Source organism: Polyangium sp. y55x31, from assembly GCF_029946505.1.
Taxonomy (GTDB): Bacteria; Myxococcota_A; Polyangia; order Polyangiales; family Polyangiaceae; genus Polyangium.
Genome location: NZ_JARZHG010000045.1, coordinates 1 through 14,039, shown reverse-complemented (window position 1 = coordinate 14,039; position 14,039 = coordinate 1). Strand labels below are relative to the sequence as shown.

General features: G+C 68.7%; 10 protein-coding genes. 7 read left to right on the top strand and 3 right to left on the bottom strand.

Features of this window, described 5'->3' with window-relative positions:
* Positions 1-19 precede the first annotated feature (19 nt).
* A complete protein-coding gene (locus QHF84_RS43335; RefSeq protein WP_281319462.1) occupies positions 20-2,773 on the top strand; it encodes a hypothetical protein in 2,754 nt (917 codons plus the stop codon).
* Between the two features lie 146 nt (positions 2,774-2,919).
* Here the strand turns inward: QHF84_RS43335 and purU are convergent, their stop codons facing one another.
* On the bottom strand, positions 2,920-3,816 hold the full coding sequence (purU, locus tag QHF84_RS43330; protein ID WP_281319461.1) for a formyltetrahydrofolate deformylase: 897 nt from the start codon (positions 3,814-3,816) through the stop codon (positions 2,920-2,922).
* 167 nt (positions 3,817-3,983) lie between these two features.
* On the opposite strand from purU, the gene gpmA reads away from it, so the two are divergent.
* On the top strand, positions 3,984-4,730 hold the full coding sequence (gene gpmA / locus QHF84_RS43325; RefSeq protein ID WP_281319460.1) for a 2,3-diphosphoglycerate-dependent phosphoglycerate mutase: 747 nt from the start codon (positions 3,984-3,986) through the stop codon (positions 4,728-4,730).
* Positions 4,731-4,737: 7 nt separating this feature from the next.
* On the opposite strand, the gene QHF84_RS43320 is transcribed toward gpmA, so the two are convergent.
* Positions 4,738-5,559, bottom strand: coding sequence for a PAS domain-containing protein (locus tag QHF84_RS43320; protein ID WP_281319459.1), 822 nt, complete (start codon positions 5,557-5,559; stop codon positions 4,738-4,740).
* Between the two features lie 110 nt (positions 5,560-5,669).
* Complete coding sequence (locus QHF84_RS43315; RefSeq protein ID WP_281319458.1) at positions 5,670-7,985, bottom strand: UvrD-helicase domain-containing protein; 2,316 nt, start codon at positions 7,983-7,985, stop codon at positions 5,670-5,672.
* Positions 7,986-8,138: 153 nt separating this feature from the next.
* On the opposite strand from QHF84_RS43315, the gene QHF84_RS43310 reads away from it, so the two are divergent.
* The 5 genes from QHF84_RS43310 to QHF84_RS43290 all read left to right on the top strand — a co-directional run bounded on the left by QHF84_RS43310 (position 8,139) and on the right by QHF84_RS43290 (position 13,603).
* Entirely contained in the window at positions 8,139-10,253 is a 2,115-nt protein-coding gene (locus QHF84_RS43310; protein WP_281319457.1) for an ATP-grasp domain-containing protein, read from the top strand.
* 85 nt (positions 10,254-10,338) lie between these two features.
* Positions 10,339-10,638 (top strand): hypothetical protein, encoded by a 300-nt coding sequence (locus QHF84_RS43305; protein ID WP_281319456.1) that lies wholly within the window; start codon positions 10,339-10,341, stop codon positions 10,636-10,638.
* 68 nt (positions 10,639-10,706) lie between these two features.
* Complete coding sequence (locus tag QHF84_RS43300) at positions 10,707-12,026, top strand: serine/threonine-protein kinase (protein ID WP_281319455.1); 1,320 nt, start codon at positions 10,707-10,709, stop codon at positions 12,024-12,026.
* 25 nt (positions 12,027-12,051) lie between these two features.
* Positions 12,052-13,044 (top strand): hypothetical protein, encoded by a 993-nt coding sequence (locus QHF84_RS43295; RefSeq protein ID WP_281319454.1) that lies wholly within the window; start codon positions 12,052-12,054, stop codon positions 13,042-13,044.
* Between the two features lie 160 nt (positions 13,045-13,204).
* Positions 13,205-13,603, top strand: a complete 399-nt coding sequence (locus tag QHF84_RS43290) for a response regulator (RefSeq protein ID WP_281319453.1) — start codon at positions 13,205-13,207, stop codon at positions 13,601-13,603.
* Positions 13,604-14,039 lie beyond the last annotated feature (436 nt).

Genomic DNA, 14,039 nt, shown 5'->3' with positions numbered 1-14,039 from the left:
CGCGACGTGTTTTCTCATCATGAACAGGCTTCGCAACACCCTCGGCTCTTGCTTCGTCTCCCTCGCCGCGCTCGCGGCCCTCGGATGCGGAGGTGACGAATTGGGCGGTACGACCTCGGGGACGACCCTCGGAACAGGCTCGGGAAGCGGAAGCAGCAGCGGGAGCGGGAGCGGAGGCGGAGGCGGCGGCGGCAGCGGCGGCGGCAACGCGAGCAGCAGCGGCAGCGGCGGTAGCGGCGCCGGCGGGAGCGGCGGCAGCGGCGGCAGCGGCGGCGGCAGCAGCGCCGCATGTTTGCCGCCCACGGGGACGCCGGCGTCCGGGACGGGCACGTGGTACGACGCGCCGAACCAGGCCACGGTCGTCGTGCAGAACGCGGCGAGCTGCGCGCGGACGTACGTGCTCTCGACCACGGGGCCACTGCGCGACAACAATCCGGCGAACCCGCGGACCATCACGGAGGTGCCCGGACAACCCGTGCTCCGGACGGGGCACGACATGTTCGACGCGCTTTATGCGCTGGCGGTCGAGGAGTCACGCGAGAATTCTGTCGCGGCGATCAGCGATTACGCGTTCAACGGCGGCAATCCCCTCCCCTGCCCGCAAGGCGGCTGCTTCGAGACAGGAAGGCTCTGGAAATACGTGTGGACGCGGGATACGTCGTATTCAGTGGCGCTCGGGCTCTCGCTGCTCGATCCGACGCGGGCGCGGAACTCGATGGAGTTCAAGACGAGCCTCCGGCGCGATGGGACGAAGCGCGAAATCGTGCAGGATACGGGGACGGGCGGGAGTTATCCGATCTCGTCGGATCGCGTGGTGTGGGCGATGGGCGCCCGCGAGCTCCTGAAGCACCTCGATGGGCAGGAGCGGACGGCATTCCGGGATCTCGCGTACGAGGCGATCTTGAACACGGCGGAGCGGGATCGGCTCGTGGTGTGGGACAGGGCCGATGGTCTCTATCGCGGCGAGCAGTCGTTCCTCGACTGGCGCGAGCAGACGTATCCCGCGTGGGTGGCGACGGATACGGTGCAGATCGGAATGAGCAAGGCGCTCGGGACGAACATCGGGCACCTCGTGATGCTCCGGCTCGCCGCGCAGCTCGCCGACGAGAAGGGCGACACGGCGGCGGGCCAGAAATACACGGAATGGGCGACGGAGCTCTGGACCGCGATCCGGTCGCGGCTCTTCTTGCCGGAGCGGCAGATGTTCTCGACCTTCGTCACGACGCACCTCGATCCGGCGCCGACGTTGCAATACGATCTGCTCGGCTCGGCGTTCGCGGTGCTGTTCGACGTGGCGACGAAGGCCGAGGCGGAGGAGATCGTGGCGCGGTATCCGCACCTGCCGAAGGGCGCGCCCGTGATCTGGCCGCAGCAGCAGGATACGCGCATCTATCACAACCGCGCGATCTGGCCCTTCGTGACGGCGTTCTGGGCGAAGGCCGCGGTGAAGGCGGGCAACGCGGACGCGATCGACCACGCGGTGCGCTCGCTCGTGCGGGGCGCGGCGCTGAACCTCTCCAACATGGAGAACTTCGAGGCCGTGACGGGGGCGAACTGGAAGGAGGAGGGGCCGACGAGCGGGCCGGTCGTGAATTCGCAACGGCAGCTCTGGAGCGTGGCGGGGTTCATCGGGGTCGTGCACGACGTGATCTTCGGGTTCGAGGCGACGTACGGGGGGATCCGGTTCTCGCCGAAGATCACGCGGGGGCTGCGCAATACGCTGTTCGCCGGAATGGAGGAGATCACGCTGTCGGGCATCCCGTACCGGGGCAAACGTATCTCGGTGCGGTTGAAGCTCCCGGCGGCGCCCGGGACCAATGGCCTGCTCGACGTGACAGCGGTGCGGCTCGACGGGCAGGACCTGGACAAGGACACCTTCGTCGACGCGCAGGTGCTCGGGCAGGACAGCGTCTTCGAGATCGAGCTCGGGCCGGGCGCGGCGTCGACGAAGGGGATCACGTCGCTCGGAGACGCGCAGCTCGCCGATTACAAGAATGTCTTCGGCCCGCGCACGCCCTCGATCACGGCCGTCGGGATCACCAATGATCGAGTGCAAATCAGCTTCAACGTGGCGGAGAGCCCGAACGACGTGACGCTGAACGTCTACCGTGACGGGAAGCGGATCGCCGAGGACCTGCCCGGCGGCACGACGTCGTACGTGGACACGGGCAGCACGGAGCACGCGACGAAGACGTATTGCTACACGGTGGAGGCCGTCTTCAAGGGGAGCGGCAATGCCTCGCAGCGGGCGCGGCCGTGGTGTTACTGGGGGGCGAACAACACGCGGATCCAGTCGTTCGGCGCGCAGAGCTTCCAGGCGAATGGAGGCGCGCTCGTCTTCAATTACGGCCGCTGGCATTACGAGAACTGGGGCGATCCCGGGCACACGATCACGGTCGCGAACGTGGTCCCGAAGCAATCGGGGCGGCACCTGCTCCAGGTGACGGCGGGCAATGGCGCCGGCGACTACACGACGGGCATCACCTGCGGCGTGAAGGTCATCGAGGTCTGGGGAGGGGGGCAGCTCGCGGGCCGCGGGCAGCTCACGATGCCACACCTGGCGAAGTGGGACGACTGGCGAGATTCGAATTTCGTGGCCGTCGATCTCGTGGGTGGAGATACCTACACGATCGTGATCAAGGAGGACGCCGGGTCCGGCAACATGAGCGACTTCGCCCATTTCGCGTCGTACAACGGCATGGGCGGCCAGGGCGGGCGCTTCAACAAGGTGAACATTTCGGAGGTGAAGCTGCTCGCGATCGGCGCACCTTGAGCGGACATCGCCGTCCTTGCATCGGCCCGTTCGATGAACTGCGCAATGCGCAGTTCATCGACCCCGAGTCCAGCGCTTGCGCTGGTCCGGGTCCAGGGGTGGACAACCCCTGGTCGGGCCTGGGGTGAAACCCCAGCGCTACGCCATCAAAGCACGATCGTCCGCCGCCCCTCGACAATGACGCGCCGCTCGAGGTGCGCGCGAACGGCTCGCGACAGCACGACGCGCTCGACGTCGCGGCCGGTGCGGGCCATTTCGTCGGGGCCCATGGCGTGCGTGACGCGGGCGACGTCTTGCTCGATGATCGGGCCCTGATCGAGGTCTTTCGTCGCGTAATGGGCGGTTGCGCCGATCATCTTCACGCCGCGCGCGTGGGCCTGGTGGTACGGTTTGGCGCCCTGGAATGCGGGCAAAAAGCCGTGGTGGATGTTGATGACGGGCGGCGCCTCGTTCAGGAATTGCTCGGTGAGCACCTGCATGTAACGGGCGAGCACGACGAGATCCACGTGGTGACGGCGGCAGAGCTCCAGGATGCGTGTTTCCTGCTCGCGCTTCGTGTCGGGGGTGACGGGCAGGCAGAAGAATGGGATGCGGAAGCTCTCGGCGACGGGCTCGAGCGTGGGGTGGTTCGAGAGGACGAGCGGGATTTCGCAGGGCAATTCGCCTGAGCGCTGCCGCAGGACGAGGTCGTAGAGGCAGGCCGGGTCCTTCGTGACGAGGATGGCGACGCGCTGGATTTGGTCACCGTAACGGACGGACCAGGTCGCCGAGAGCGTCTGGGCGAGGTCTCCGAAGGCGCGCTCGAGGGCTGCGCGGGTCGAGGAGCCGCCGAGGGCTGCGCTTGCTGCGGGGGCGGAGAGGCCCGAGACGTCGACGACCATGCGCATGAAGAACCGCGGGCCGCCCTCGACGTGGACGTCGGTGTGGTTGCCGGCGTCGATGATGTTCAGGCCGGCGTTGTAAAAGAAGCCGGCGAGACGCGCGACGAGGCCTGGCTGATCGGGGGCTGCGACGAGGAACGTGGCGTGGACGGTGGAGCTCATCGGATCGCCTCCGATACCCGAAGAGCGCCTCGAAGGCGAGTGGGATCGACGCGTCGCGGCGAGGCGCCTCGGCGGGACGAGACGCTTGACGCCGGAGAGGGGCCGCGTCATGCCCCCGGGCGGCCTCGTTGTGAGGCCGGATGCAGCTCTCTGAAGGGAAGAACGTGATGCACAAGCTCGTCCTCCTCCGCCATGGCGAGAGCCAGTGGAACAAGGAAAACCGCTTCACCGGCTGGGTCGATGTACCGCTCAGCGAAAAAGGGATCGAGGAGGCGCGCGCGGCCGCGCAGATGATCGCGGCCGAGGGGCTGACGTTCGATGTGGCGTACACGTCGGTGCTGAAGCGCGCCATCAAGACGTTGTGGATCGTGCTGGAGGAGCTCGATCGGATGTGGATCCCCGTCACCGAGAGCTGGCGGGTGAACGAGCGGATGTACGGGGCGCTGCAGGGGCTCGACAAGGCCGAGACGGTGGCGCAGCACGGCGAGGCGCAGGTGAAGATCTGGCGCCGGAGCTACGATACGCCGCCGCCTGCGATGCGCGAGGACGATGCGCGCTGGCCCGGGAAGGATCCGCGGTATGCCTCGCTCCGCAAGGAGGAGATTCCGGCGAGCGAATCGCTCAAGGATACGGTGGCGCGGTTCCTGCCGTTCTGGGAGTCCGACATCGCGCCGGCGATCCGGAGCGGGAAACGCGTGATCGTCGCGGCGCACGGGAATAGCTTGCGGGCGCTGGTGAAGCACCTCGATGGCATTTCGGATTCGGAGATCGTCGAGCTGAACATCCCGACGGGCGTGCCGCTGCTTTACGAGCTCGACGCGAATCTGAAGCCGATCTCGCGCCGGTACCTCGGCGACGAGGCGGCGGCGAAGGCCAAGGCCGAGGCCGTCGCGAATCAGATCAAGGCGCGATAAGCCTCTCTCAGCGCCGCGAGGATCCCCGTCGCAATGCGAGCGCCCGGGACAAACCCTGCTTCAGGGTGGCGCAGGTCGTCATTCCTCCGAGATCCAGACCTCCCTCGATGAACGTGCGGGCCGACTCCGCGCTGATGCCGACGAGGATCGTGCGGCAGCCGAGCAAGGCGAGGGCGCGCACGGCGCGGGCGAGCATCGCGGCCCCGGCCACGTCGGGCAAGCCCACGCCCGTCACGTCGATGAGGACCGTCTCCGTGCCGCGCTCGCTGACGGCGGCGAGGACGCTCTCGGTGGCGTGGGCGGCCCGGCTTTGCGAGAGCGCGCCGACGAGCGGCAATAACAGGATGCCTTCCCATATTTCGAGCACCGGCACGACGAGGCCGTCGATGACCCGCTCCTGCGCCTCGATGATGGCCTGCTGCCGCGCCGCCTCGGCTTCGAGGAGCTCGGTTTTGCGCGCGTGCTCCATCTGGTCGGTGATATCCATGATGAGGCCATAAAGGCCCACCACGGCCCGCGACGCGTCGCGAATCGGCACCTTGCGCGTCCAGAGGACCCTTTGCCCGCCGTTCGCGAGCGTGATCTTCTCCTCGTTGAGGTCGGGAACGCCCGACGCGAAGACCTGGTCGTCGTGCTGCCAGAAGACGGCGACCTGATCGGGCGGGAAAAAATCGGGATCGCTGCGGCCGCGGATCTCCTCGGCAGATCGGCCGAGGAGGTCGCAGAAGGCGCGATTGAATGCAATCCAGCGGTGCTGCCGGTCCTTGAAAAACATCGGATCCGGCATTCCGTCGACGAGCTCCTGGAGCAGTCCGGCTTCGGTGTTCATCCTTCAAGCCCTCCTTCGCTCGAAAATCGCGGCGCTACGATTTTTCAGCGTACACCACGTCGTCCCCCCATTGCGAGGGTCATGCGTGGGCATCGAGAGGGTGTATTGGATTACTCGGTGCGCAGGAATCGTGCTTTGATTCGCTTCACGCCCCAGCCCGAGAACTTCACGGTGGCGATCGGATCGTCGCCGGGATCGACCTCGACGATGACGCCGACGCCGAACTTCTCGTGCATGACGCGCGCCCCACGCGCGAGGCCGCCCTCGCCGGAGGCATCAACCGGCTCGCGCTCGATGTACCGCTCGCCCGGCGCGCGCGCGGGCAGGGTCGGGGCGGGCGCGGAGAACGAGCGCGCGGGGGCTTCGCTGCGATCCATGGGATGCACCCACGGTCCGCGCGGGCGCGCGGGTTCGTCGCGGTAGCCGTCGCGGAAGGAGCGCTCGCTCGACGCCGCGGCCGTCATGAGGGGTTTCACGCTCGCCACGGGGAAATCGGCGATGAAGCGGCTCGGCACGCCGAAGCGCGTGTTGCCGAAGATCATGCGCCGCGCCGCGTGCGTGACGAAGAGGCGCTCCCTCGCGCGCGTGACCGCGACGTACGCGAGGCGGCGCTCTTCCTCGATGTCCTCGTTGCGCTTCGGATCCGGGCCCTTGAAGGGGAAGATCTCGTCCTCCATGCCCGTGATGAAGACCGTGTCGAACTCGAGGCCCTTGGCCGCGTGCACGGTCATCATGGAGACGCGCGGCGCGTCTTCGAGCGCGTCGATGTCGCTCGAGAGCGTGACACGCTCGAGGTAGCCGGAGAGCGTGCCGACCTGGCCCGCCGCCGCGGCCTCGGCCTCGTAATCGAGGATGGAGCCGATGAGCTCCTGGAGGTTCTGCTTGCGCGCGTCGCTCTCGGCGCTGTCGTCCTCGTCGAGCATGCGCGCGTAGCCCGTGCGTTCGAGGACCTCGCGCGCGAGGTCGCTCGGCGGCGCGGAGGCGGCTTTTTCGCGCAGGCCTTCGATGAGATCACGGAAGGCGAGCAAGCTCTTCTTCGCGGCCGTGCCGAGGCCGCCGCGATCCGTGAGGGGAAGGATCGCCTCGTAGAGCGGGACGTTGAGCGCGTTCGCGACCTGCGTGAGCCGATCGAGCGTGGCCCCGCCGATCTTGCGCGCGGGGACGTTGATGATGCGCTCGAGGTCGACGTCGCTCTTCGGGTTGTCGAGGATGCGCAGGTACGAGAGGCAGTCCTTCACCTCGGCGCGCTCGAAGAAGCGCATGCCGCCGACGATCTGGTAGGGGATGCGCTCGGCGCGGAGGACCTCTTCGAGCACGCGCGACTGGGCGTGGACGCGGTAAAAGATCGCGACCTCGCCGAGCGGGACGCCACGCGCCTGGGCCTCGCGGACACGGTCGGCCACCCACGCGGCCTCGTCGTGCTCGTTCTGCGCGGCGACGACGACGACGGGCTCGCCGCCGTCACGCGCGGTCCAGAGCTCCTTCGGCTCGCGATCCTTCGCCGGCTTGATGACGCCGAGCGCGGCCCGGACGATGTTGCCCGTGGACCTGTAGTTTTGCTCGAGCTTGACCACGGCGGCGTCGGGGAAGTCGCGCCGGAAGTTGCGGACGATGCGCACGTCGGCGCCGCGCCAGCGGTAGATGCTCTGATCGTCGTCGCCAACGACGCAGAGGTTGCGGCTCGCGGCGAGCGCACGCACGAGGCGGTACTGGACCTGGTTCACGTCCTGGAACTCGTCGACGAGGACGTGCCGGAAGCGCGCGCGGAGATCCTCGCCGGGCATGCTCTTCGGATCCTCGGCGATGCGCAGGACCGAGAGGATGAGGTCGTCGAAGTCGACGGCGTTCGCCTTGCGGAGGTACCGCTCGTAGCCCTCGTAGACCTTGAGGATCGCGTCGTCGAAGAAGCCCTGCGGCTCGAAGTCGGCCGGGCCGCGGCCCTCCTGCTTCTCCTTGTGGATGCGCGAGAGGACCTGCCGCGGCGGGTAGCGCTTCTCGTCGAGCGAGAGCTCCTTCAAGACACGCGCGACGACCGCGCGCTGATCGGAGTCGTCGTAGATGACGAAGTTGCGCTCGAGCCCGGCCGCCTCGTGGAAGCGGCGGAGCAGGCGCGCGCACGTCGCGTGGAAGGTGCCGATCCAGAGCTCCTTGGCGATCTCGTCGCCCGCGAGGCTCGCGATGCGGCGGCGCATCTCGCCGGCCGCCTTGTTCGTGAACGTCACGGCGAGCACGCGGTACGGGGGCACGCGATGCCCGGCGAGCAGGTTCGCGATGCGGTACGTGATGACGCGCGTCTTGCCGCTGCCAGCACCCGCGAACACGACGAGCGGGCCCTCGGCGTGGGCCACGGCCCGCGCCTGGGGCTCGTTGAGCTCGTCCGCCGGCTCGGGGAACGTCGGCGGAGGAAATGCCACCAGATCCGTCACGCACGGGGCCGTAGCACGTGCCCCCGCGCGATGGGAGGCCCAGACGCTTGACGCAGCGTCCGGCTGCCCGCATGACACGCTCGCCGGGCCACATTTTCCCCGCGAAAAACCGGCGACATCCTCCCTCTCCTTCGGCACCCTCCTTTCCAAACGATGCGCCTCGCGCTCACCTACAATCTCAAGATCACGGGCTCCCCCGAAGAGGCGGAGTTCGATAGTCCAGCAACCATCGACGCGGTCGAAGGGGCCCTCGTGCGCGCAGGCCACGAGGTCGAGCGCGTCGAGGTCTCCGGCCCCGCATCCCGCGTCATCGCGCGGCTCGAGTCGATCTCGCCCGACCTCGTGTTCAACATGGCCGAGGGGCACAAGGGCAAGATGCGCGAGGCGTTCTACCCCGCGCTCTTCGACGAGCTCGGCTTCCCGTACACGGGCTCGGACGCGTACACGCTCTGCCTCACGCTCGACAAGGCGCTCACGAAGCGCACGCTCGCAGGCTTCGGGGTGCCGACGCCGCGCGCGCGGCTCGTGACGCGCGTGGCGATCGAGGGCGGCGTGCTCGACGACGTGACGTTCCCCGTGATCGTGAAGCCGAACTTCGAGGGCTCCTCGAAGGGCATCTCCGGCGATTTCAGCGTCTGCGAGGACGGCCACGAGCTCGCCGAGATCGTCGATCGGCAGCTCTCGCGGTTCCCCACGGGCCTGCTCGTCGAGCGCTTCCTGCGCGGCGTGGATGTGTCGTGCTCGTTCGTCGAGGGGCTCGGGAGCGACGGGATCCTCGATCCGGTCGAGTACGTGATCGATCCTCGGTACCAGAACCTTTACAACGTCTACGACTTCCACCTGAAGAACGTGCGGCCCGAGCACGTGACGATCCGCCCGGCGGAGCTGCCGGTGACGGTGCTCGATCGCATCCAGGCGATGACGCGCAGGATCGTGCGGGCGCTCGATCTCAAGGACCTCGGCCGCTGCGAATTCCGCGTGGCCCCAGGGTCGCCGCAGACGGGCTACGACGTCCACTTCCTCGAGGTCGACGCGCTCCCCTCGCTCGATCCGAGCGCGGCGCTCTTCGTCGCGGCGAAGAAGGGCGGCATCGATTTCGACGGCGTGATCCGGTCGATCGTGCGGAGCGCCTGCAAGCGCCGGGGTTTTTCGCACCTCGTCGACAACGCGCCGCACCGCCGCGCGAAGAAGGCCACGCTCCGCGTGGGCTTCACGTTCAACATGAAGCGCGACGGGGGCGACGCCGAGGCGGAGTTCGACTCGCCGCAGACGATCCAGGCGATCACGGACGCGATCGAGAGCTTCGGCCACACGGTGATCCCGCTCGAAGCGAAGCCGGATCTGCCGCACCGGCTGCTCGCCTCGCAGCCCGACGTGGTCTTCAACATCGCCGAGGGCGTGCGCGGCCGCGGCCGCGAGTCGCAGGTGCCCGCGATGCTGGAGCTGCTCGGCATCCCCTACACCGGCAGCGATCCGACGACGCTCTCGCTCTGCCTCGACAAGGGCCTCACGAAGCAGATCCTGCGCGCCTCGCGCATCGACACGCCCGAGTGGCAGGTGCTCACGACGGGCCGCGAGAAGCTCAAGGCCTTCCGGTATCCGGTGATCGTCAAGCCGAACGCGGAGGGCACGTCGAAGGGGATCAGCAGCGCGTCCGTGGTGCCGGACGAGGCGAGCGCGCGCGCCGCGGCGAAGGTCCTGCTCGAACGGTACGGGCAACCGGCGCTCGTCGAGGAGTACGTCGACGGACGCGAGTTCACCGTGGGCCTGCTCGGCGATCGCCGCCCGCGGGTTCTGCCGCCGATGGAGGTGGTCTTCCTCGATCCGCCCGAGCACCCGGTCTACGGCTTCGAGGAGAAGCAGATGGGCACGACGCGCGTGCGCTTCGAATGCCCCGCGAGCCTCGGATCGGCGGAGCTCAAACGGATCGAGAAGATCGCGCGCGACACGTTTCTCGCGCTCCACTGCCGCGACGTCGCGCGCATCGATCTGCGCATGGCGAAGGACGGCACGGTGTACGTGATCGAGTGCAACCCGCTGCCGGGGCTCACCCCGGATTTCAGCGATCTCTGCGTCATCGCGAAGGTCGCGAGCATGGATTTTCGGACGCTCATCGGCGAGATCCTCGCGGGCGGCATCAAGCGGTACCGCGGCGAGCGCGCCGCGACCGCGCCGCCTCTGGTGCAGGTCGCGACCCCGGCACAGCCGCACGGGCTGCTCCCGCTCCTCCCGCCGTCCACGGGCCCCGCGAAGGCCGGCGGGTCCTGATCGAAACATCCGCCCCGACTGGCCCGGATCCCGTCGCGCACGTCCTGCACACCGGCCCGGCCCGCGCCTTGCGTGGGGCCGGGGCATGGGATCTTCGGCCCTGTGTCGGTTCACCCTGCTCGCGTTCGCGTGTGGTTTCGCCGCGTTCGGCGTGGGCTGCGGGCGCGGCGCGACGCAGCGCGCTGCCGAGGCGCCGCTCGCGTCCACGCCGCCCACGTACGCCGTGGTGATCGCGCCGGGGACCTACTTTCCCGACTGGCCTTCCCTCTCGATCGGGGGCGAGCCGGAGTACGACGAAACGCGCTCGATCGAGGTGCGCGAGGCGCTTCCGCCGCAGGGACCGGCGGCCCAGGTGCCGATGCGGATGAGCGGCGGCCCGCGGTAGATCGGACGGAACCACGCACGGGGTGTTTCCCGTTTCGACGGGTCGTGGTTTAGACTTCGGTCTCCGCCGTGAGATCCCCTGAACCCGAGCTGCAGAGCGTGAGGCCGAGCCCCTGGGCGCCGGGCACGATCATCGGGGGAAAATACCGCCTCACCACGCCGATCGGGGCCGGCGGCATGGGGCAGGTCTGGCGCGCCGAGCACACGTCGCTCGGCACGACCGTGGCGGTGAAGCTCGTCGATCTCGCGTCGTCGCAGAACCCGCAGGAGACGATGGCGCGCTTCCTCCACGAGGCGCGCGCCGCGGCGAGGCTCAAGAACGAGAACGTCGCGCAGACGATGGATCACGGCGCGCAAGGGCACGTCGCGTACATCGTGATGGAGCTGCTCGAAGGCGAGAGCCTGGCGAAGCGGCTCTCGCGCACGCGTGTGCTGCCCGCGTCGGACGCGGTGCGGATCTTCCGCGAGATCGCGCGCGGCCTGGAGAAGGCGCACAAGCAGGGGATCGTGCATCGCGACCTCAAGCCGGAGAACGTCTTTCTCTCCGTCGAGGAGGGACGCGAGGTCGTGAAGATCCTCGACTTCGGCATCGCGAAGACGGCCGACGCCGGCCACGATCCACACCTGAAGACGCACGCGGGCACGGTGCTCGGAACGCCCGCGTACATGAGCCCGGAGCAGGTGCTCGGCAAGGAGATCGATTCCCGCTCGGATCTCTGGCAGCTCGCGATGATCGCGTTCGAGTGCGTGACGGGCGTGCGAGCGTTCTCGGGCAGCACGCTCGGCGAGCTCTTCATGCGCATCTGCTCGGCGCCCTTGCCCGTTCCCTCGCAGGTCGCGCAGAACGTGCCGCCCGGCTTCGACGCGTGGTTCGCGCGCGCGGCGCAACGCGAGCCGAAGGAGCGGTTCCAGTCCGCGCGCGAGCTCGCCGAAGGGCTCTCGCTCGTGCTCCTGCGCAGCCAGGGAGGAGGCGCAGCCACGGTGCCACTCGGCTCGATGGTGCAGTCGGGCAGGCCCGAGCCGACGGGGCGAAACACGGCCTGGTCGAGCGGCGCATCGAAGCCGAGCTCGCGGCGCGCGCTGACGATCGCGCTCGCCGTGCTCCCGGTGTTCGTCTTGGGCGCGGTCGGCGCCGTGTGGATCGTGAAGGGGCGTGACGAAGGCACGACAGCCCCGACGCCCTCGGCGCTCCGCCCCGCCGCGAGCGCGCTGCCTCCCGCGAGCCCGCCGAGCGCCGCGCCGAGCCCCGCGCCGAACGTGCCCGTCACGGTGACGCCCGCGGAAGACGCAGGCGCGCCGCCCGCGCCGAGCGCGCCCGACGCGGGCTCGGCGCCGAAGATTCGCACCGGGACCAAGAAGAACACGAAGGAAGACGTCCTCGGCTTCTGAGACGAACACGAGCCCCGACGAACCGATGAACCGCCCTCCCTCGAAGCCCACGCGAGCGATCTCCAGGACATGCCTGCCGCTCGCCTTCGCCGCGCTCGCGTGGCTTTCGCCGGCCGTGAGCGCAGGGCAGGACTTCGCGACGCGCAGCGCCGCGCGCAAGCTCGGCGAGGAGGGCATCGTGCTCTTCGACAAGGGCCAGTACGCCGAGGCGCTCGAGAAGTTCAACCTCGCCGATCAGCTCGTCCCCGCGCCGACGCTCGGCCTGCGCGCGGCGCGTAGCCTCGTCAAGCTCGGCCGCCTCGTCGAGGCCACGGAACGTTACCTCGCGGTGACGCGCATGGATCTCTCGCGCACGCAGGTCACGCCGGTGTTCCGCAAGGCGCAGGCCGACGCGCTCAAGGAGCGCGAGGAGCTCCTGCCGCTCATCCCGAGCCTCACGATCGAGGTGACGGGGCCGGTGGGCGACGGCATCACGGTGTACGTCGACGGCACGCAGATCCCGCTCGCGTTGCTCGGCCAGAAACGCCCGATCGATCCGGGACAACACGAGGTCGAGGTTCGTCGCGGCGAGACGAAGGTGAAGAAGAAGGTCGACCTCGTCGTGAAGCAGACCGAGAAGGTCGTGCTCGTGCTGCCGCCGCTGCCGAAGCCGAAGCCGCCGGAGCCGGATCCGTTCTGGAGGACGATCGCCTGGGTGGGGATCGGCGTGGGCGCGGGCGGCATGGTGGCGTTCGGGGTGACGGGCGGGCTCGCGCTTTCGAAGGAGCAGGAGCTCGCGACGAAGTGCCCGAACCGGACGTGTCAGCCGGAGTTCCACGCAGACGCAGACTTCTTCGACGCGCTTCGCTACGCGACGACGGCGGGCCTCGTGGTCGGCGTGGTGGGCCTCGGCGTGGGCGTGCCGCTGCTCATCGCGGGTCCGACGCAGAAGCCCAAGAAGGACGAGAGAAAAGCCGCCGATATCACGTGGACGCCCGTGCTCGGGATCGGCACGGCAGGCGTGCGCGGGACGTTCTGAGAGGGCTTTGCACGGAGAGATCGCAAAAGTGCAAAGCAGGCGCGCACCCGCCGTTTAGCCCTGCAAGACGTCCTGGACGTGCGAGCCCGAAGAATCCCTTTCCTTTCGCGCATTTCCAGCGATTCCGGATCGTGGTCCGTTCTTTGCATCCGGATCGGGCATGGCCCGCGTTTTGATCATCGACGACGACCCGAGCTTCGGACAGCGCGCCGTGCGTTGCCTGGAAAAAGCAGGCATGCGGGCGCGCTTCCACGAGGGTCCCTTCGGCAGCCTGCACGCGGTCCGCGAGACAGGCTGCGAGATCGTGCTCGTCGACGTGGACATGCCGCGGCTCGACGGCGGTCTGCTCGTGAAGATGATCCGAGACGCCTACGGGCTCGGACAAACCCGGATCATGCTGGTCGGAGACAGGTCCGACGTGGAGCTCGCAGATCTCGCAGTGAGCGTGGGCGCCCACGGGTACGCATCGAAAAGCGTGACGGACGCCGAGCTCGCCGGCCGCGTCGCCGGGCTCGCCCTGCGAAGGCCGTCACGACGGCCAACGCCGGCGATGGGCTGAAGGGGAGAGCGGGGCGTCGCCCCGCACCCCAGCAGGGGGCTGTCCGCCCCCTGCACCCCGGACCAGCGCAAGCGCTGGACTCGGGGTCGATGAACTGCGCGATGCGCAGTTCATCGAACGGGCCAGGTCGAGACCAGCGACGACCCCGCCAACCAAGACGGCTGCGCTGACGTTTCAACCGACAACGTGCCGCTGCGTGCGACGACCTTCACGGTCTTGCCACCGGCCCGTGGGAAGAACTGCGCGACGCGCAGTTCTTCCCCCTGAGGTCCAGGGCTTGCCCTGGTTCGGGTCGAGGGGCGAACAGCCCCCGCGGGGTCCGGGGCAGCGCCCCGGCGCGACGTCGTGGAGGAAGAAGCCCCTCTCCTGTGCAGGAGAGGGGCCGAGATCGCGTTTCTGCCTAGAACCCGGCGCGCCGCGAGCGCAGGCGCCGCGC

Bases quoted from the DNA above. Each gene is read 5' to 3' on its own strand.
- purU (WP_281319461.1), bottom strand. From the start codon at position 3,816: ATGAGCTCCACCGTCCACGCCACGTTCCTCGTCGCAGCCCCCGATCAG.
- QHF84_RS43295 (WP_281319454.1), top strand. From the start codon at position 12,052: ATGAACCGCCCTCCCTCGAAGCCCACGCGAGCGATCTCCAGGACATGC.
- QHF84_RS43305 (WP_281319456.1), top strand. From the start codon at position 10,339: ATGGGATCTTCGGCCCTGTGTCGGTTCACCCTGCTCGCGTTCGCGTGT.
- QHF84_RS43310 (WP_281319457.1), top strand. From the start codon at position 8,139: ATGCGCCTCGCGCTCACCTACAATCTCAAGATCACGGGCTCCCCCGAA.
- QHF84_RS43335 (WP_281319462.1), top strand. From the start codon at position 20: ATGAACAGGCTTCGCAACACCCTCGGCTCTTGCTTCGTCTCCCTCGCC.
- QHF84_RS43290 (WP_281319453.1), top strand. From the start codon at position 13,205: ATGGCCCGCGTTTTGATCATCGACGACGACCCGAGCTTCGGACAGCGC.
- QHF84_RS43320 (WP_281319459.1), bottom strand. From the start codon at position 5,559: ATGAACACCGAAGCCGGACTGCTCCAGGAGCTCGTCGACGGAATGCCG.
- gpmA (WP_281319460.1), top strand. From the start codon at position 3,984: ATGCACAAGCTCGTCCTCCTCCGCCATGGCGAGAGCCAGTGGAACAAG.